The organism is Porphyromonas sp. COT-290 OH3588 (assembly GCF_000769075.1).
GTDB lineage: Bacteria > Bacteroidota > Bacteroidia > Bacteroidales > Porphyromonadaceae > Porphyromonas.
The window spans coordinates 87,558-107,557 of record NZ_JRFC01000038.1 but is presented as its reverse complement, the minus strand read 5'-3'; the positions used below and the strand labels follow the sequence as shown (position 1 = coordinate 107,557).

General features: G+C 49.2%; 11 protein-coding genes and 2 tRNA genes. 9 read left to right on the top strand and 4 right to left on the bottom strand.

Annotation, left to right across the window (positions count from 1 at the left end; genetic code table 11):
• Positions 1-5 precede the first annotated feature (5 nt).
• The 9 genes from HQ48_RS07930 to HQ48_RS07890 all read left to right on the top strand — a co-directional run bounded on the left by HQ48_RS07930 (position 6) and on the right by HQ48_RS07890 (position 9,529).
• A complete protein-coding gene (locus HQ48_RS07930; protein ID WP_044232988.1) occupies positions 6-1,610 on the top strand; it encodes a RagB/SusD family nutrient uptake outer membrane protein in 1,605 nt (534 codons plus the stop codon).
• 45 nt (positions 1,611-1,655) lie between these two features.
• On the top strand, positions 1,656-2,882 hold the full coding sequence (locus HQ48_RS09080) for a putative zinc-binding metallopeptidase (protein WP_052409027.1): 1,227 nt from the start codon (positions 1,656-1,658) through the stop codon (positions 2,880-2,882).
• Positions 2,883-2,889: 7 nt separating this feature from the next.
• On the top strand, positions 2,890-4,242 hold the full coding sequence (locus HQ48_RS07920; RefSeq protein ID WP_044232987.1) for a DUF4302 domain-containing protein: 1,353 nt from the start codon (positions 2,890-2,892) through the stop codon (positions 4,240-4,242).
• A 63-nt stretch (positions 4,243-4,305) separates the two neighbouring features.
• Positions 4,306-5,979, top strand: a complete 1,674-nt coding sequence (locus HQ48_RS07915; RefSeq protein WP_081969765.1) for a leucine-rich repeat domain-containing protein — start codon at positions 4,306-4,308, stop codon at positions 5,977-5,979.
• Between the two features lie 980 nt (positions 5,980-6,959).
• On the top strand, positions 6,960-7,526 hold the full coding sequence (gene efp / locus HQ48_RS07910; protein WP_044189700.1) for an elongation factor P: 567 nt from the start codon (positions 6,960-6,962) through the stop codon (positions 7,524-7,526).
• A 217-nt stretch (positions 7,527-7,743) separates the two neighbouring features.
• Positions 7,744-7,816, top strand: a tRNA-Lys gene (locus HQ48_RS07905).
• Between the two features lie 58 nt (positions 7,817-7,874).
• Positions 7,875-7,947, top strand: a tRNA-Lys gene (locus HQ48_RS07900).
• A 244-nt stretch (positions 7,948-8,191) separates the two neighbouring features.
• Positions 8,192-8,890: a (d)CMP kinase gene (gene cmk / locus HQ48_RS07895; protein WP_044232985.1), complete on the top strand. Its 699-nt coding sequence runs from the start codon at positions 8,192-8,194 to the stop codon at positions 8,888-8,890.
• 21 nt (positions 8,891-8,911) lie between these two features.
• Positions 8,912-9,529 (top strand): carbonic anhydrase family protein, encoded by a 618-nt coding sequence (locus HQ48_RS07890; protein WP_044232983.1) that lies wholly within the window; start codon positions 8,912-8,914, stop codon positions 9,527-9,529.
• An 89-nt stretch (positions 9,530-9,618) separates the two neighbouring features.
• Here the strand turns inward: HQ48_RS07890 and HQ48_RS07885 are convergent, their stop codons facing one another.
• From HQ48_RS07885 to HQ48_RS07870, 4 genes are all read right to left on the bottom strand, one after another.
• Positions 9,619-11,190 carry a RagB/SusD family nutrient uptake outer membrane protein gene (locus HQ48_RS07885; protein ID WP_044232981.1) on the bottom strand — a complete coding sequence of 524 codons (1,572 nt, stop codon included), beginning with the start codon at positions 11,188-11,190 and terminating at the stop codon, positions 9,619-9,621.
• A gap of 24 nt (positions 11,191-11,214) precedes the next feature.
• Positions 11,215-14,601 carry a SusC/RagA family TonB-linked outer membrane protein gene (locus tag HQ48_RS07880; protein ID WP_369794306.1) on the bottom strand — a complete coding sequence of 1,129 codons (3,387 nt, stop codon included), beginning with the start codon at positions 14,599-14,601 and terminating at the stop codon, positions 11,215-11,217.
• A gap of 271 nt (positions 14,602-14,872) precedes the next feature.
• The gene (locus HQ48_RS07875; protein WP_044232978.1) at positions 14,873-18,883 is read right to left on the bottom strand and encodes a glycoside hydrolase family 2 TIM barrel-domain containing protein; all 4,011 of its coding nucleotides are present in this window, start codon (positions 18,881-18,883) and stop codon (positions 14,873-14,875) included.
• Between the two features lie 361 nt (positions 18,884-19,244).
• A complete protein-coding gene (locus tag HQ48_RS07870; RefSeq protein WP_044189690.1) occupies positions 19,245-19,871 on the bottom strand; it encodes a DNA alkylation repair protein in 627 nt (208 codons plus the stop codon).
• Positions 19,872-20,000 lie beyond the last annotated feature (129 nt).

Genomic DNA, 20,000 nt, shown 5'->3' with positions numbered 1-20,000 from the left:
ATGCGATGAAATACAATAGATCCATATATAAAGAGGGAATACTCCTAGGGAGCTTGCTACTGATGCTCTCATCTTGTAGTGACTTCCTCAGCACTCTGCCAGATAGTAGAATAGATGTCGACCAAGATCGGTACGACAAGGTCAAGGGGTTGCTCGTCACAGCCTACCCTAATACAAGCTATATCGTGGCAGCGGAGATGTCTAGCGACAATGTGGTAGAGGTGTCGGAGAATAGCAGCTATGGTACTCGCTTCTACAATCAGCTCTATGGCTGGGAAGATGTGTCCGAGGCAAGTAATGATGCTCCAGCCGCTATTTGGGAATCGGCCTACGGCGCTATACAAGCAGCCAATGTAGCATTAGAAATTGCAGAGAAGGCTCCAGAGCAAGAACAGATGCGCCCGCTCAGAGGGGAGGCTCTGCTCTGTCGGGCTTATGGGCACTTCATTCTGACCAATATCTTCGCTCAAGCCTACGATCCCCTCTCAAATAAAGACAGCCTTGGGGTTCACTATATGGAACGCTCAGAAAACAAGTTGAACCCACAGTATAGTAGGCAAACACTCGGAGAGAACTATCGGGCTATTCAGAGGGATATAGAGCAGGGGCTACCGCTCATTAGAGATGCCGTGTATGGTACTACGCCTAAGTATCACTTCAATCAAAGTGCTGCTCATGCCTTCGCTACTCGCTTCTATCTGTACGCTCATCAGTGGGACAAGGCCATTGAGCATGCCACAGCCGTACTAGGAGATAATCCAGCCAACGTTTTGCGTGACTATACACCACTGGCCAATCTGCCCTCGGGTCCGACGGGTTTTGTCAACAGAGCTATTCTTCATGTCGATCATCGAGCTAATAATAACTTGCTTTTGCTCACCAGCTATGGCCGTGCATCTAGGGTTTTCGGAGCTTCTCTAGTAGGCGCTAGATACAATCACATCACTTACGTGGCAACCACAGAGACCATAATGACCCCGGGAGCATGGGGTGATAACTTCACGGAGCAGGGAACGGGTAATCTGAAGCTAGACCCAGCCGTCCTAACTCCACCGTTCTCCAAAGTAATTCTACCCCGCATTCCTGAGCAGTTTGAGTACACCAATCGAGCTGCTGGCATTGGATATCTCCGTACAACCTACGCAGACTTTACCACAGATGAAACCCTGCTGATGAGAGCAGAGGCGTATATTCACAGAGAGATGTATGCAGAGGCTCTGCGGGATATGAATATCTATCTGAAGAACTTTTTGAAAAATCCAGTCGAATTGACCGAGCAAAATATTGAGGAGTGGAATCGGAAAACACCTTACTATACTCCTCTTGCTCCAACCCCTCGCAAAAAGCTGAATGCTAATATAAGCATCAGTGCCAAGCAGGACGACTATCTGCAGGTACTGCTACACATGCGACGTCTAGAAACTCTACATCTTGGCTTGAGGTGGATGGATGTCAAGCGTTACGGCATTGAGGTCACACGGGTAACCATCAAGAATGGCAACAACGTAACGGTCACATCTAATGTGCTAACCAAGAACGATCCTCGCCGGGCTCTACAACTCCCACTAGAGGTTCTATCTGCTGGCATGAAGGGGAATAGGGGTAAATAGTAGCACCGCTATGCAATGATACTAAACCAACAAATAACCGAAGTCATGATTATACTAAGAAGCTTGATCAAAGTACTGGGCGGAACCAATCGTTCTTGCCTACATGGTTCAGAGCTCATCAGCCTTGTCAGCTGTGTCCTGCTCTCTCTCTTGTTCTTCTCTTGTGCGTCGGAAGATCCAATTAGGCAGGACAGAAGCGTCATCGCTGACCGAAATAAACAGGAAAATGCTTTTGATAAATGGTTATACGAGAACTATATGAAGCCCTATAATATAGAGGTGAAGTATAAGTTCGACGACAACGAGAGCGACAGACGATACAATTTGGCTCCTGCTGAGTTCCACAAGAGTATTCAGTTTGCACATTTGGCTCGACACCTTTGTCTGGAAGCCTATGACGAGGTAACGGGCTCGGTTGGTAAGCCTAGCCGAGCATTCATTCGTCAGTTATTCCCCAAAGTGCTACACCTTGTAGGCTCTACGGGCTATAACCATAATGGGACGCAAATACTTGGGACCGCCGAGGGAGGGAGAAAGATGACACTCTATCGGATTAATGACCTAAACCCTAGTAGTATTGCCGAACTCAATCTCTACTATTTCCAAACGATTCATCATGAGTTTGGGCATATCCAAAACCAGACGAAACCCTATCCAGCTGACTTTCGACAGGTGACGGCCAATGGCTATCGCTCCGATACGTGGAGCAAGGCTTGGAGTACTCCCAGCGAGGTGCATGAGGTGGTTTACAAGGAGCTAGCAGACGGACGCTCCGAGGACTTGAAAAAATACACAAAGGTTGCCCAAGAGTATTACCGCTTGTATGCTCTTGGTAGTCGCCGTACCAAAGAAGAGACCCAGCAGATGGAGCTCTACAAGAAGGAGAAAAGAGAGTTGGAGGCTAATAAAATGCTGATGCAGGAGCACTCTACCTATAATAAACGTCTAGATATGATCAAGAATCTTCGTGTTAGTGAGATCAATGCACTAAGAGCAGGGTTCATTAGTCCTTATGCTTCTAGTCAGCACTACGAAGACTTTGTAGAGCTACAAGCTACTTTCGTGACAGATGCTCCAGAGATGTGGGACGCCAAGCTCTTTGCCGCAGGAGATCGAGGAAGAGAGTTGATTAAACGAAAGTTCGAGATTGTCAGTAGCTATCTACAGCATGATTGGGGGATCAATCTACATGCTTTGAGAGATTGCGTGCTGCGTCGCCAGACCGAGATCAAAGATTTGGATATTAACTCATTGGTGATAAACGATAAATAGTACCGTCATGAGTCTAAAGAAGCAACTTATATCGGCTACGATAGCCACGGTTATCTCTGTGAGTTGGGGATGCCAGCGACGAGAAGTACTCATATTTGACCGGAGTCCCTCTGAGAGAATGCAGGCCACGATACAAGAAACACTAAAAATACTCCCTACCGCTCCCAATGGATGGGAGATGCGTGTTTACCCTTCCGAGGGGCAAATATACGGCGGGTTCACAACTTTCGTCCGATTTTCCGATCAAGGTGTCGTGAGCGCCGCTTCGGAGCTGCTCGATCCTAGCCGCCCTATCGACGAGGGACATTACGAAGTCAATGCCTCCAACGGCCCCTCTCTAGTCTTCAATACCTATAATAGAGCCATACATATTTACTCGGAGCCTAATAGCCGTTTGCATGTTTTTCGTGGGGCGAATATCAGCGAAGGAGCAGGCGGAGATTATAGCTACCAGATCCTGCGAGCTTCGTCCGATAGCGTTATCCTGAGGGGGGCTAAATCCCGCTCTTTGGTTGTGATGACTCCCGCCAAGACTGACGATTGGGCCAAGTCCCTTGAGCAGATCCGTACCTCATCTGTAGACAATCATATCTATTACAGTGCGCTTACCGTGGGGGGCAAGACTATTAATGATGTCCAGATGACCGAAGAGCGGCATCTCACATTTCGGTTAGATGGGGTGTCGTATTCCTTACCCTTTAGGTACACGCCCACAGGTATTGAGTTGTATAGAGCTCAAGAGATCTTTGGTGTGCGAGTACAGCGTCTAGATCGAGTCCATGGAGGAGATACTCCCAGCCTTAGTAGTGCCGATGGTACTTGTATTCTGCAGGCCAAGCAGCTACCCCTATCTAGCCATCTAAAGAGAGGCGTATGGGCAATGGACGCAAAGACCTCTACGGGACGAGCTCAGAATGCAATCAGTAGTGTCAAGGCTTTCTGTAAGAATGCAGGCTCTCCTCTGGAGATAATTGCCTTTGGAATAGTACAGAGGCACCCTAGCTTTGGCGGATCGCTAGGGGTGTGGGGGGCGATTGACATCAGCAATCTAGGAATGGGTACACGGGTATTTCATATCCCAGTTGGTATGGAGATTATCTCGGAGTCAGAAGTCAAGTTTACCTATGACCCAGCGAAGAATCCCAAAGATAATGTTAATAGTAGGCTGATACAGCTATTCCAGCTGGAGCTACTCGTCGCTCCCTTTGCTAATATCGGTGGTAGTGCCGACTTTAATGATAAGGATCGGGAGGGGCGAACCTTTGTTCTAACAACGGATAATCCCTATAAGCCCTCGTGGATTCTACTACAGGACAAACAGGACTCTCGCAATACGATCAGACTATCAAGAGCTACATGATCTACAAATTCTCAACTATAAGAAACATCATTACATCATCAACATCTACAAAAAGTTAACGTTATGAAAGGAAAAGTATTTACCTCTGCGCTGCTTCTGGCGATTTCGCTATCGGTAGTGTCGGCGCAAGTGCGGACGGATCAAGCACACGAAGATTTGTATGCGAGATCTACAAGGTTTAGAGAACAAAGCCAGCTGAGGGCAGACAAGAAAGCCAAAACCTTTTTTGTTTCACCTCTGCGTTATGCCATTTTAGATGAGGCTGCCAAGACCGTAGAGGTTTCTAAACTTCAGCGACAGGACCCAAGGGACAAAAAGAACTTCAAGGACTTGACCATTCCCGAGACTGTCACAAACGATGGAGTAACCTATACAGTAGTCGCTATAGGTAAGGACGCTTTTGGTGATCCAAGATTGGAGTTGGAGAATTGTACCATGCCTAAGACTATTAAGGTTATTAAGAGCCAAGCTTTCGCCTTTTCCAAACTCAAGAAGATTGCCATTCCCGACAATGTCGTGGAGGTTGAGGAAGAAGCTTTTATGTATGTAACCAAAGCGACGGAGCTAGAAATCGGTGCTAGCTTACAGAAGATTGGCAGGGATGCTTTCTACGATTTATTTTATCTCAAACAAATAAAACTAAGTCCACTGAATAAGCATCTGGCGATTAAGGACGAGATCCTCTATGATAAGGACATCAAGATCTTGTACCTGAGCCCGTCATTTAGGCGGAGCTTCACCTCTTATGTCATGCCCGAGAGTGTAGAGGAGCTTGCTCCTGCGGCGATGATGGGCAATGTGTACCTCAAGAGCCTTACGCTATCGAAAAGATTGAAAAAGATCGGCGAGGCTGCTCTCAATCGTTGTATTCATCTAGAGTCCTTAGAGTTGCCTGCCAGCTTGGAGGAGTTTGATGAAGTTGGTTCTAACCAAGGTATGTATCACCTCAAAGAGTTCAAGGTGGCCGATGGTAATAAGAAGTATGCCACAATTAATGGTCTACTCTATACTAAGGACAAGAAAACTTTGCTACGATATCCGCAAGGACACCCAGATAGCCTTAATGTTGTTATCCCAATGGGTGTGGAGCAGATTGGAGAATCTGCCTTTGAGGCTTGTGCCAACGTCGAGCATATCGAGATTCCACAGAGTGTGACAGATATTCATAGTCGCGCTTTCTCAGAAACAGGAATCAAAAGAATGAGATTGCCAGATCGGCTTGAAGTGCTTAGTCCCTATCTGTTTTATCGATGTCTCAAGCTCGAGGAACTTCACATAGGCTCTGCTCTCAAAACCGTCCTTGCCGATGCTTTTTCTGTTTGTAGCAAACTCAAAAAGATTTCTATTGTAGCAGCTGAGCCTCCCGTCTTCTTTGCGGACGACAATGACTTCAATGAGTTCCCCGAAGAAATTGAAGAGGGGAGTATACTGACGGTGTCTATTGGAGCCGCAGCTAAATATAAGCAGGCACCCGAATGGAAACGATTTGCCCAAATCGTGGAGAGTGAAAAGGTATCGGTCGAAGACGTGATTGATGGCTCTGCTGGGTTTGACGTCTTTGTTGAAGGGCATCTAGTGCGCATCAATAGTGCTCGTCCATCGGTGGTAGCTGTTTTTGATCTGCTAGGTAAGAAAGTTTTTGAGAGCAAACTCTCTACAGAGGCCAGTCTAACCCTAGATGAGGGTTCCTACATCATCAAGGTTGGCAATAGTGTGCGTAAGATTCAGGTTCGATAGTTTGGAGGTTCCCCCGCTTACAGATTGTTGTAAGGAGGCTGTGTAGTTGGGTCTTGTCTATACAGCTCTATGTGCGGTGTGCTGTAGTGCCCAGAGAGCGAGCTGCTAAGCATGAGGCCGAAAATGAAGTCTGTGCGACTCAAAGGGAGTTGCAGAGCTACATGATCGGGCCAAATGCCATAAGCGACGTGGCTCTCTGGGCATTCTGCTATCTCGTGCTCCCCAGTATTTGGTAGTGACCTGAGATCAGGAATATGATTCGGGCCAAGGGTTTGAGTGCTACTCTCTGGGCATTGGCATAATTTAACAAATTAGATTGCGAAATTTAGACTTTCGATGATGTTTGAGGGGGTAGGGTAGTAGGCCTTCGGTTACTTAGGCGAAAAATGGCAAACCTCGTATTTGGCGCCTAGGGGGCTCTACACGGCGTCCGACCTTGTTTACGCACTCTACCCTTAGCCGCAAGGAGATTGTTCTTAGAAATGGATTTTTTTAATCTGCTTATAGCCATTGGTTTAAGTGTGTTTTGTGGGCGGATTTATCTTGCGAAGGCTGATTTTGTGGAGATTCTTCCCATCAATCCTACCGAATTGGTGGACATATCCGTGCGACTTAGTCCTCCAATCTCCNAAGGCTGATTTTGTGGAGATTCTTCCCATCAATCCTACCGAATTGGTGGACATATCCGTGCGACTTAGTCCTCCAATCTCCAAAGATCTTCCCATCAAAAAATAGATAACTCTTGCTGTGGGTAAGAAATATCACCGAGTTTCTTTTGCATAATTATACAGAAACGTATCAAGATCGCCCTTCAACCTGCTCTAGGTTGCCAGCCGAAGGTGAGGTTAGGGTAGTATAATGCCTCGAATTAAGTCTGTTATTTGAGATTTCCAGTGGGGCTAGTAGGAGTTATTGTATTCATAATCGGAATGACTATTTTTGTAGACGCAAGAATTCAATATTAATGTAACGTAAATAATATGGCTACAACAGCAGACTTTCGCAATGGTATGTGTCTAGACATTGATGGGCAGTACTACTTCATCACCGAGTTCCTCCACGTTAAACCGGGTAAAGGCCCAGCTTTCGTTCGCACAAAACTCAAGAACGTAGCTACGGGTCGTGTCCTAGACAAGACTTGGAATAGTGGTGTACGTGTGGAGGAAGTACGCATCGAGCGTCGTCCCTACCAGTTCCTCTACAAAGACGATATGGGCATGAACTTCATGCACCCAGAAACCTTTGAGCAGATCTCTATCCCCGAGGCTGCTATTGATGGCGTTCAGTTCCTCAAAGAGGGTGATATGGTTGAAGCGATGGTGCATGCAGAGAGCGAAACGATCTTGACTTGTGAGCTACCAGCTCACGTTGTACTACGTGTGACTTATACAGAGCCCGGCCTCAAGGGGGATACAGCTACCAACACGCTCAAGCCTGCTACTGTAGAAACTGGTGCCGAGGTGCGTGTGCCTCTATTCATCACAGAGGGCGAGTTGATCGAGATTGATACTCGTGACGGTTCGTACATCGGCCGCATCAAGGAATAAGGCTATCCGCCTAAATAATGAATGACGCATTGGCCAATATGGCTGATGCGTCATTTTTGTTTCTTGTTTCTAAGTTCTTGTTTTTAATTGTCTTATTGTCCTGACTTTGATAGAGTGTAGTGAGAAAGTAGGTCTAGGCTCTTGCAGAAATCGAATTTAGTATTACCTTTGCACTCGAATTGTGGTTGATGCCACTACTCAAAGCAACTTTATTCTAGACTCTGTAGCTCAGTTGGTAGAGCAAATGACTCTTAATCATTGGGTCGTGGGTTCGAGCCCCACCGGGGTCACAGCGAGGGTAGCGATCATCTCTCGTTTGCTTTGAGTAATGTAATAGATCACACTTTAGACTCTGTAGCTCAGTTGGTAGAGCAAATGACTCTTAATCATTGGGTCGTGGGTTCGAGCCCCACCGGGGTCACTTTTAAGGCGGTGTAGTGAGATATAAATCTCGTTACACCGCCTTCTTTTTGCCCTGATGTGTGGCGTCTGTAGGCCTGCATAGAGTTTGGCATAAGGCACTCCACTTTTCATTGCCTATATTGGTGGGCATGTCCTTGTCTGCTTTCAGAGTTTTGTTCGCTCAGTCTTGGGAATAAGGCGAGATTTGAGGTACATTTGTATTTCTAAATAAACTTGTTTGCAACAATATCAACGCTCAGAATATGGATAAAAAGATCATCGTAGCGATAGACGGACACAGCTCTTGCGGCAAGAGCACCATGGCCAAAGCCCTAGCACGTGAGGTTGGCTACATCTATATAGACACTGGTGCTATGTACCGAGGCGTCACTCTGGCGGCTCTGCGTGCAGGGCTCATCGACGCAGAGCACATCGATGAGGTGGGTCTAGAGGCTCTACTCCCTCAGCTACGTCTGAGCTTCCGGCTAAATGCTGATGGACTACCAGAGCTATACCTAGGGGACGAACGAGTGGAGCAAGAGATACGTACGATGCGTGTGTCCAATTTCGTCAGCCCCATTAGTGCAATACCTGCTGTGCGTGAAGCTCTCACCAAAGAGCAGCAGCGCATGGGAGCGAGTAAGGGCGTCGTGATGGACGGGCGTGATATTGGCACGAACGTATTTCCCGAGGCAGAGCTCAAGATATTTGTAACAGCAGACCCCAAGGTTAGAGCCCAGCGTCGGCTACTAGAGTTGCGAGAGAAAGGAGATAACATGACCACGCTAGAGGAGGTGCTGGCCAACGTGGAGAGCCGTGACTATGCCGATAGCCATCGAGCTGTTTCGCCGTTGCGTCAGGCAGAGGACGCAGTAGTGCTCGATAATACACATCTAACGCATCAGCAACAGAGCCAAAAGCTGAGTGAATTATTTGCCCAAGCCGTCGAGCGCCTTGGCTAAATGCCCTAGACTAATAACACATTGACAAAAGAAGAGCAGCAACAACTAACTCCCGAGGGCGTACTAGAGAGCCTCAAGGCTGGTAACCTCAGATACATGGCAGGTGTACACACGCCTAGGGACTTTCGCTCGCAGATGCGAGAGTCGCTTGAGGAGCAGTACCCCGAGGCCATTATTCTCTCATGCATTGATAGCCGTGTGCCAGTAGAGTATATCTTCGATCGAGGAGTAGGTGATTTGTTTGTTAGCCGTATTGCTGGCAATGTCGTCTACAAGCACATGCTCGGGAGCATTGAGTTCGCTTGCAAGGTGGCTGGAGCCAAGCTCGTGGTAGTGATGGGGCATGAGGACTGCGGAGCGGTTAAGGCGGCAATCAAGGGGGTGGAGCTGGGACACATTACCCATATTATGGACAAGCTAAGACCCGTCATCGAGCATACGGAATATATGGGGCCACGTGTGCACCGAAATAAGGCCTTTGCCGATGCTGTTGCGCTACAGAATGTGCGTATGACGATTGAGGAAATCAGGCATGAGAGCCAAATACTCACCCAGATGGAGCAGGAGGGTGCCATACGCATATATGGTGCGATCTATAGCCTCTCCACGGGCGAAGTACACTTCCTAGATTATCACTAGAGAGAGTAATTTTAGATAAATGAATTAGCCCCGGCCGAGCAATTCGCTCGGCTGGGGCTAATTCATTAGGTGCTAGACTCTACTCTACACTAATAGCCCGGGGTTTGGTTCAAGGCTGAGTTAAGTGTGAGCGTATTCTTGTCGATAGGCCAGAGGAGTTTGTGCTTCTCTTCCGTGAGCGAGAGGACAGGCTCTTTTTTATCCGAATAGTTCGCCTTGGGAGAGAAGGCAAGGGACTCCTTGTTGGCATCGCGCATACGCACGAGGTCGAACCAGCGTTTGCCCTCGGCTACGAATTCTTTGTCGCGCTCGTGTAGGATCTCTAGCTCATTCTCGGCATAGTCTCCGCCCTTGTAGGCGTGCTTGGCATAGTTGTCTCCATAGGCACGCTTACGCACTTGGTTGATGTAGTCGGCAGGTGAGTTGCCTAGACCATTCTCCACCTCGGCCATCATCAGTAGAGCATCGGCATAGCGGTAGATGACTAGGTCGTTGTCCCAGACGTGGTTGCCAGTGGTATTGATGCTCCCAGTGAACTTGCACATGATGATGCCTAGATTCTCGAACCCAAGCTCTTGAGCCTTGTAGGCTTCGTAGAAGGTTGCATCGCGACGTGTGTCTTCTGGGTCATACGAAGCCCAGAGCTCCTTCTTGTACTGACGGAAGAGTGGCCCCGACCCGCCCTTGAGGTTAAATGGGTCGGTCTTGATGAGCTTGCCGTCTTTGTCATAGACCACGTCTAGGAAGAGGTTGTAGGCGACGAAGTAGCTCTGGAAGGAATTGCCCGCTTCTCCATCGGCATATCTTACGGCGAAGATGATCTCTTTGTTCTCCTTGTTTTTCGTGCTATGAACATCGGCGAACTTGTCTTCGAGACTGAATTTACCCATAATGCCCTCAAGAGCACTCTTGGCGACGTGCAGATCGGACTCGCCCTTGGGTTCGAAGTCCGAGAGTTTTACTTTGGCTGCCCAGAGATATATCTCAGCCTTGAGCATCAGAGTAGCAGCTTTCGACCAATTCGCTTTATTGTACGTTTGCCTGATAGCATCCGTGCCATACATCTCCTCGCTCTTGTTGATGTCGGACTTGATGAAAGCCATAGTCTCCTCCGAAGAGGCACGAGGGATGTAGAAGTTCTTGATGTCTATCTTCTCGTTGAGCACTTTGGGCTCGGTGATGATGGGTACACCGCCGAAGGTACGGAAGAGTGTGAAGTAGTACATCGCACGCATGCCGTATGCTGGGGCAAGTAGGGCATTCTTCTTCTCTTCCGATAGGTACGAAGCCTTGCTCACTTGGTCGATGTAGTGGTTGAGCTGCAGGATAGAGGTGGAGTATAGATTCTGGAAGTTCGCCACATGTGTGCGATCCTTGTCGATATTGTTGAGGATGAGGTCAGAGTCGTGCAGGACAGTCCCGTAGATAGACGTTGAGCTCATCATCGTGCCGCCACGTTTCTCCCCGAGGTGGATGAACATACCAGCATTATCTCTAAACTGTTTATGTAGCCCGATGAGATAGCTATTGGCATGAGCTTCGTTCTTCCAGTAGTTGCCACTGCCGTAGAAGTCTTCGGGTGACAAATCTAGTGAGTCGCAGGATGTAGTACCACCGAGTATGGAGGCGGCTATGACCAACTTATATATTAGCTTTTTCATATTTCTGATGACTTGATGAAATGATTACAAAGTAAGATTAGCTCCGAAGATGACGATGCGAGGCAATGGATAGCCTCCATTGTTGCTGCCGCCCTGCTCAGGCGAGAAGATGTGCTTGCTCTGCGTCCAGTAGCCCAGATTCTGCCCCGTTACCGATAGCTCTAAATTTTCTAGCTGGAGCTTCTTGATCCAAGCCTTAGGTAGCTGATAGGATAGGGTAACCTCTCTGAAGGATAGGTAGTCGCCCCTGTAAGTGAAGAGTGTAGAGGTGCGGTAGTTGTCCTTGCCGAGGAAGTCTGCCCAAACAGCTTGTGGATATTTGGCGTCACGGTTGTTTACAGACCAAGTGTCTTGGCTCTCCTTGATGGTGTTGAACGTCCCCTGAGCAGCCCCCATGATCCAAGGCGTTTTGGTATCAATGATTGTGAAGCCAAGGGCGTAGTCGAATCGAGCCGATAGCGTTAGCCCCTTCCAGCTAAAGGATGTATTGAAGCCGCCAGTCCACTTAGGTGTACTATTGCCCACCTTTACCTTGTCAAACTGGTCGATCTTGCCGTCACCATTGACATCTCTCCAGCGAATGTCGCCGGGACGTATGGGGAGTGAGTTCTTTTTCTGTGCTGGGTCTAGCTTGTCGTAGCCTTCCTTACCGCCATAGAGAGGCGAGCGACCAGAGATGTCGATTAGCCCTGCGGGGATTTCGTCTTCGCTCTGGTAGATACCTAGAGCTTCGTAAGTGTAGAGATCGCCCGGAGTCTGTCCTTCTTGATAGCCGCCTACCCAAATTTTATCTGTTTGGTCTTTGCCAGAGTAAACCTCGAAAGCATTCTGCTGATTGCGTATCTTCTTGTTGTCTGGTAGCTTGATGATTGTGCTACGGTTATAGGCTCCATTCCAGCCCAAACGCCACTTGAAGTCTTTCGTGTCAATGATGCGGAAAGCTAGCTCAAACTCTAGGCCTCGGTTGAGGAATTCCCCATTGTTGGATTTACTTGTGTTGATCCCAGAGACCGATGGAATTGTTATATCTGCGAATTTGTCAATCGTCAGGCGGTCGTAGTAGGTGATGTTGGCGTTGATTCGGTTGTTGAGGAAGCCAAGATCGGCACCGATCTCGAAGGTGCGTGACTTCTCCCATTCAAGATAAGGGTTGGGTAGCTCCGAGAGTAGGAAGCCGACCTGTCCGTTGTATTTGAGAGCACTATAAGCTCCTTGCACTGTATAGGGCTTTACGTGGGAGGGATTAACGTTGCCGTTGAGACCGAAGCTCATACGCAGCTTACCGAAGGAGAGAATATCCTTGTAGCTCTGCATGAAGTCTTCTTTGCTGAAGACCCAACCGGCCGACATTCCGGGGAAAGTACCCCAGCGATTTTCTTTGGCTAGGCGAGAGTAACCATCTCGGCGAACGACCAAAGAGAGTAGATACTTGGACTTGTAGTCGTAGTTCAAGCGCCCGAAGAAAGACATAATACGGCTGCGGATGTGCCAAGAGTCGATACCTCGCTTATCTTTCTCCGATAGAGTTAGGCCAAGATCCATAAAGTCGTCCGTAGGGGCTCCAGAGCCCGAAGCGGAGAAGCCCTTGGTATAAGAGTCGTAGAACTCGAAGCCTGCCATCGCATCGAGATTGTGCTCTTGTATTTGTGTGCGGTAGTTGAGCACTGCATTGTAAGTCTGGTCTAGAGTACGCTCAAAGGAGGCAGAGCTATTGCGGGCTTTGTTCCAAACATTCGGTTTGTCTAGATAGTCCTTGTCGAAGGATTCGTATTTGCCATCGGAGTAATACCAGATACCATTGAGCTTGAGTGAAATGTCCTTGAGGAAGTTGATCGTGAACGCTTGATTGAGTGTGAACTTAGTTGTGTTGTTGTCACGAATAAACTTGTCATGGTTGAACCTCTGGTTACCATCGCCCGAGTTTACACCTAGCAACTGCTCTCCCTTGGCATTGTAACCTCGGAATGTGGGAGGGACAGAGAAACCACGGCTAAAGTAATTGACTACGTTAGTCTTATCGGAGAGGCCATACCACTTGGCATCTGTGAAGTTGAAGCTAGACTCCGACTTGAGCCAAGGCTTGATTTTGTAGTCGGCGTTGATGATAAAAGACATACGCTGATACCAGTTGCCATAGACCGAGCCTTTGCTGTGGTTGTAGCCTAGACCCGAGTAATAGCTGCCCCGATCGTTACCTCCACGCATGCTCAGGTTATAGTCTTGTGATAGAGCTGGCGACTGGAGATTGAAGTCTTGTAGACGATTTTCGTTGAAGATAATCCCATTTTTGGCACGACCTGCTGGGTCGTCCATCCGTTGCCAGCCTTGATTGAGTAGGAAGGCTAATTCGTCTGAGTACTCCATCGGGCTCCAAATAGCGTTGTTGGCTACGTTGCCGTCGAGAGGCGTTTTGCCGTCCTTGTCGAAGTATTTGTTCCCCGTACCGAATGGCTGTGCTTGGTCTAGCGCATTGATATTAGCTAGGCTCTTGATGGCAGACCCATCTGGGTGAGTCAGTTTATTCCCTCGTGCATCCGTCCAAGCAGCTGTATTACCATTTACATAGGCCGTGCGCATCCAATGGATGTAGTCGCGGGCGTTTAGGAAATCATATCCACTATGAAAGTAATTCATTCCGAGCTTGGAGCTGAATGTGATCTCGGAGTGACCACTTCGACCGCGCTTGGTGGTGATGAGGATTACTCCGTTATTGGCGCGAGCACCGTAGATAGCAGTAGCACCAGCATCCTTGAGCACCTCCATAGACTCAATGTCACTGGGGTTAATGTCGCTCATACTAGGGCGCACCTGACCATCAACTAGGATAAGAGGCGAGCCACCTCCGTTGAAGTCCGTACCACCACGCAGTACGATAGAGGGCGTAGCGCCTGGGTCGCCCGAGGTCTGCGCCACCCTCAGCCCTGCGATAGCACCCGATAGTGCCTGCGCTGGGTTGGCGAACATCCCCTGCTTGAGGACTTCTTTGTCCACTTTGGCGATTGAGTTGGTGAGCTTAGTGCGTAGCTGACGACCGCCGTAGGCCGTTACCACGACCTCGTCAAGTACCGAAGACGCCTCAACTAGTAAGATTTGGAGTGGCTGATTGCCAAAGGAAGATGCCGCAATAATCTGCTCAGTGTAGCCGATGTACGAGATTTTGAGGCGACTCTTGGCGTCTACGGTGAGGGTAAACTTGCCATCTAAGTCGGTCTGCACGCCACTAGTCGTTCCTACTACATAGACCGAGGCTCCGATGATCGACTCCTTGGTCTTGCTATCGAGGACGACACCAGAGACTTGTCGGCTCTGTGCCCAAACCTGAGTGATGTAGCTGCAACCTAATAGAAAAACTAGGAGCATGAACTTAAAGTGATCCGATTTAGCTCCTACATTTCGTAAAAATGTTCTCATAAGCTATTCTTTTATTAGCGTAATTAATATGAGTTATTTCTGCCTATGTTAATAATTGCTGAAAATATAACACAAACTTACGTAAATTTATGATGCTGGCAATGGACTATATATTTAAGGTGTTGGTTTGATCAAATCCTATTCTAAGATTGTCTATCATGGATCCATGTGAGTTTTGATAACACATATACTGGAATACCCCAAGGGGGAGTAGCAGGCTGTATACTTCTGCTGCTCCCCCTTGGGGTATTAAGTTGGTTACTGGGTAGCTCTAGTCGGTGATGACTTTGAACTCGGCTGCTGCCGCTGAATCCTGACCGTTGTGTGCGCTCAGGCAAGTGAAGCGGATATAGCGTGCCTTCACAGGCTTATCCAGCATAACCTTCTTGAGTGTCTTGTCCTCGTCGAAGCTCCCTCTTGCCACCTCTCGCCACTCTTTGGCGTCTAGGCTGACCGATAGGCTGTAGTCCTTGATGTCGCCATTGACGTAGTGCTTGCGGGGTAGCCAATGGAAGCCCTTGAGCACAACGGGCGTATGTGCATCGAAGTCTATCCAGTGGGGGAACTTACCCACCGTTACCGTATAGGTTGAGTGCCAAATCGTGTTGGGATCGCCGTCTAGGAGCTTGCCTGCGTCGAAACCCTGATGTACCTCCTCGCTGCTGACGAATAGCACGCTGAGCTGAGTGGCTAGCTTGGGGTATTGGCTTAGGGCGTAGAGCTTGGGATTGTCTGCGTACCAGATCTTGGTATTGCCTCCTTGGGCAAGATCCACTGGGTCCGTATATGCTTGGGGCTTACCCTTGTCGATCGAGTACATCAGCTTGCCCGCCTGCTGCTCCTTGATCTGAACACGTCCTTGCAGATCACGAGCGAGTAGAGGAAGACGATCGCCCGAGAGCTGTATCTGAGCCTTGTTGAAGATCTCGTCAGCCGACTGCAGAGGCCTGATGGCGAAGCTGAAGCTCTGTGGTGTGGCGAACGACTGGCAGTGCTTGAGGGGAGGCCCTTGGCCACAGCTAAAACCTCCGAGCCCATTGACGCTAGCGTCTAGATGCAAGTGGGTATCGCCTGCACTGGGGAGCTCGTGTGGGTGTGGTGCCTTGGTAAGCTCTAGAGCCGACCAAGGGAGAGCAGAGGTGCTCATCTTGTCGCCTGCGACGAAGAGTAGACCTGCTCCAGAGCCGTCAGTCAGTGCTGCCCACCGTACATCTTCCCTATTGCCCATTGTCTGAGGCTTGGGGAAGCTCACGAACTGGTCAATCACCTTGCTCTGATGTATCTCGATGAACTGCCCCGTCTTGCGGTCTGAGTAGTTGTTGATTGGTCCTCGACCGTAGTAGCTATAAGTGTCGTACCGCTTGGGGACGATGACCTCGAAGCCGAGGCGACCGAGCGCTAGGCTCTCTAGATTGCTTGTAATGTTGCTTTGTAGCTCGATAGAGCCATCGGGATAGACGGTCCAGACTTGATTAGTGTTGATCTTGAAGTCTTCTTCGCTAAATGGCTTGTCTGTCTGCTCCTCGACCTGATAGCGCCCCGAAGCTCTGCGGTCATAGAGCTTAGCTGCATTGGGAGCTTGCGACTCTACGCCGAAGACCACGACCGCCGCTCCGTCCGCTCTCAGGTAGCTACTCGTGTGTAGCACTCTGTGCTTGAGGTTGTGCAGCCCGTGGTTACCCCAAGCCCCCCATGCCCAGATGTCGTTGTCGCACGGAGCTCGGAAGGTCGATAGCTTAGGGCCATTACCAGCCTCAATCATTGTTTGCCCATCATAGGTCAGCTTGTGTATTGTGCCTTGCTGGGCATCGAAGGCCACCTCGAAGTTGCGACCCACTACCGTAGGGCTAGGCTGGCTGATGAGCTTGAGTGTCGCTCCACCTGCGACCTCTGCGAGTGTCTGTCTATGCGAGGGGCTCTGTACGAGTAGTTGCTCTCTAGCCTGCGTGAAGCCAGCTTTAGCCCAAGGCATATCCTCTTTGAGCTTGCACTCGACTTTGAGGAAGTACTCGTGCTGAGGTTTGAGCAGATTGAGCCTGAAGGGAATCGTTGCCTTAGCCTTAGTGCGTGGAGCTACCTTGGGCATCGGGAGCGAACCCCGCTGTACCGACAGACCACCCTCCCAGAGGCTCCAGTGTAGCTCGTAGGCCGAGAGGTCGGTGTAGTAGTTTTTGTTGAAGATCTGCACACGTCCCGAGCGAATGTCTTCTGCTTCGATACCGATGTACTGATACACTTTCTGCACCTCGTAGTACTGAGGCTTGGGAGTGCGATCGGCAAAGATGATACCATTCATCACAAACATACCGTCGTTGGGCTTGTCGCCGAAGTCCCCACCATAGGCCATATAGCGCAGCCCCTCGGGGGTATAGTTGTATAGGGATTGATCTACCCAGTCCCATATAGCCCCACCGCAAAAGAAGTTGGTAGACTCTATGGCCTCCCAGTAGTCTTGTAGCCCGCCCACAGCGTTACCCATAGAGTGGGCATACTCGGAGATGTGGAATGGATACTTGATGTTGTAGCCACCCTTGACGGCATCTCTAACCCAAGAGATCGAGGGGTATTGGTTCGATCCCATATCAACGATGTCGTTGTTGCGCTCGTACTGTATGGGGCGAGAGGTGTCTATGAGTTTGGTTTGGTCGTAGCACTTGACGAAGGTCTTGCCCGGTCCCGCCTCGTTGCCCAAAGACCAGATGACGATGCTGGGGCTATTGATATTGGCACGTACCATCTCGAGCATACGATTGATGTGAGCTGCCTCGAACTCTGGGACGTGCGATAGCGACTCCTTACCGTAATAATATAGATGCGACTCGATGTTGGCTTCGTCCTCTAGGTAGATACCATACTTATCACATAGGTAATAGAAGTATGGGTGGGTAGGGTAGTGAGAGTTGCGTACATGGTTGATGTTGGCACGCTTCATCAGCATAACCTCCTGCTCCATCTGCTCGTATGTGAGTACGTGACCAGTGGTTGGGTGCGTTTCGTGGCGGTTGACGCCCTTGAGCTTGGTAGGTCGGCCGTTGATGTAGAAGTATCGCCCAGCTAGACCGAACTCATCGTCCTCGGCTTTGGTGTCCTTGATCTCCACCTCGCGGAAGCCCGTGTAGGTCGATACGATCTCGGTCGTCTGCCCCTTGGCGTTCTTCAGCTCCGCCACTAGTACATAGCGATAGGGAGCCTCGGCAGACCAGAGTTTGGGGTACTCTAGCTTGAGCGTCGTGCGGTATCGCTCCGATCCTCCAGTCTCTAGCTTGTTGATAGAGCTATGTGCATGGGCTTCCCGTACGAGTGTCGCCTGATCGCTATACAGAGGTAGGGCGTATAGCCAATAGTCTATGCTGTGGGGTTTGATGCCTCTGCCTGTGTGGTTGCGTAGCTCGGCCGTGATGTTGAGCTCGCCGTGGCGGTATTGCTCGTCGAGGTTGGGAATCACTTGTAGATCTCTGATGTGGAGCTTGGGCTTGGCTGTGAGTGAAACCGAACGGATAATCCCCGGCAGACGAAACATATCTTGTGTTTCTAGAAAGGAGCCGTCGCTACTGCGATAGACCTCTACGGCTACTAGGTTCTCGCCCCTGCGGAGGTACGAGGTGATGTCGAAGGCGGCCAGATTGCGTGAGTTCTTGGAGAAGCCTACATATTGGCCGTTAATCCAGAGGTAGAAGAATGAATCTACACCGTCGAAGTTGATGTAGATCTCGTGCCCGTCCCACGCTTGGGGGACTGTGAAGGTGCGGCGGTACGATCCCACTTCGTTGCGATGCTTGTAGGTCGTCCAGTCCGTAGGGGGGGTGCGCATCACGCCTCCTCGCCAGTCGTCTATCTTGCGCTCGTGGTAGAAGATAGCTGGCTGATTGACATAGATAGGAGTGCCGTACTTCTGCCGTCCGTCTTTTTGTAGCCCGTAGACATTCCAGCACATGGGTACTGGTACCTTGGCCCAAGAGGAGGCATCAAAGTTCGTTTTGTAGAAGTCCACGGGACGCTCGCTAGGGTTACCCACCCAGTGGAACTGCCATATGCCGTCTAGAGAGAGGTAATACTCGCTATGCTCTGGGAGGACACGAGCGGCAGAGGCTACGGAGGCGAAGGAGAAGAAGTGTGCACGAGGCTGCTCTTTGTTGAGGGCATATGCCTCGGGATTCTCCCACTCTCTGCCCGTCGGAGCGACTTCTTGCTGATAGCTAAATCCTCTAAGAGGCGGTGGAATACTCGCCAGAGCGGGTAGGGCTATGGCTATACACAGTACAATAAGCGTGGCTTTGCGCATGATCGTTGGTGTTAATTAGCTTTCTACATTGTTGAATTTGTACAAATATAGTCATTCCCGAGTGCTTATTGGCGGTTGTCTTGGAGTCGCTAAGGGGCTATCTGGGAGGTGTGTTCGTTAGGCTCGTTTATGGCTGTGATCAAATCTATTGTCGTTGTGAGGGCGTGTGTCTAATCTCTTCGTTTCGCTGTGCTACTGATTGGTAAAAGAGGGAGATCATAATACGGAAACAGCCCAAGTAGCTTGCGACATCTACTCTGTGCGGACTTAGCCGTCTGCTTGATGTATACACTTGAGTAGGTTCTAGTTCCCCTTGGCCTTAGAGCCCTCTAATGCGCGATATAATTATTAATATGTGAGATTATTGAAGGTTTTTGCAAGCGTGCTTATGTGTAAATCGAATTAATGGGTTGGATAGATCCCAGTGAGCCAGTTCCTCTGCTATGAGTCCTGCATGTTTTTTGCTAATGTCTTTGAGAGCGTTGCCTACGGATTTACGCACATATTCGCTCTTGTGCGCTTTGTGCTGGCTGAGGAGCTCAATGGCAAGAGCTATATGTTCTTTGAAGAATGGTCTACTAGTCCAAACACGAAGCCCCTCTGTTACTGCTCTAATGATGTTGGGGTTCTTGTCTGAGAGCCATTCTTGGATTATCGGGAGGGACTGCTCGTATCCTTGTCCTCTACAAATGGTATCGAAAGCCATGGCAAGCATTTCCTGTACACGCCAGTTAGGGTCAAGGCCTATGTGTTCTTTAAGTACTTGGTATGCTTTGATATGTTTTGAGGCGGCTAGCCGCCCTAGTAGAGCAGTGGAGAGCATACGTACTTGATAGGCCTCGTGAGTGGTAAGGCTGATGGCTATATCAAGACACTCCTTTTCTGAGTATTGAGATAATACCTCCTCTAGGGCATCAAGAATATGCCGAAAGCCATGTTCTATAACTGTGATTTTCTCTAGAATAGGGTCTATATTGTTGGCAACCATTTGCGATACTATGAATAATGTTTACGAGGTAAATGTATCAAATTACTTCTAATACTTGTGGCCCCCAAAGGTAGGGAAGAGTTTGGTTGTTGGCTCGAATAGTCGCAACTAAATTTGTTTGGATATTTT

Coding starts and splice junctions, on each gene's coding strand:
- HQ48_RS07930 (WP_044232988.1), top strand. CDS start 6: ATGAAATACAATAGATCCATATATAAAGAGGGAATACTCCTAGGGAGC.
- HQ48_RS09080 (WP_052409027.1), top strand. CDS start 1,656: ATGATTATACTAAGAAGCTTGATCAAAGTACTGGGCGGAACCAATCGT.
- HQ48_RS07920 (WP_044232987.1), top strand. CDS start 2,890: ATGAGTCTAAAGAAGCAACTTATATCGGCTACGATAGCCACGGTTATC.
- HQ48_RS07915 (WP_081969765.1), top strand. CDS start 4,306: ATGAAAGGAAAAGTATTTACCTCTGCGCTGCTTCTGGCGATTTCGCTA.
- efp (WP_044189700.1), top strand. CDS start 6,960: ATGGCTACAACAGCAGACTTTCGCAATGGTATGTGTCTAGACATTGAT.
- cmk (WP_044232985.1), top strand. CDS start 8,192: ATGGATAAAAAGATCATCGTAGCGATAGACGGACACAGCTCTTGCGGC.
- HQ48_RS07885 (WP_044232981.1), bottom strand. CDS start 11,190: ATGAAAAAGCTAATATATAAGTTGGTCATAGCCGCCTCCATACTCGGT.
- HQ48_RS07880 (WP_369794306.1), bottom strand. CDS start 14,601: ATGAGAACATTTTTACGAAATGTAGGAGCTAAATCGGATCACTTTAAG.
- HQ48_RS07875 (WP_044232978.1), bottom strand. CDS start 18,883: ATGCGCAAAGCCACGCTTATTGTACTGTGTATAGCCATAGCCCTACCC.
- HQ48_RS07870 (WP_044189690.1), bottom strand. CDS start 19,871: ATGGTTGCCAACAATATAGACCCTATTCTAGAGAAAATCACAGTTATA.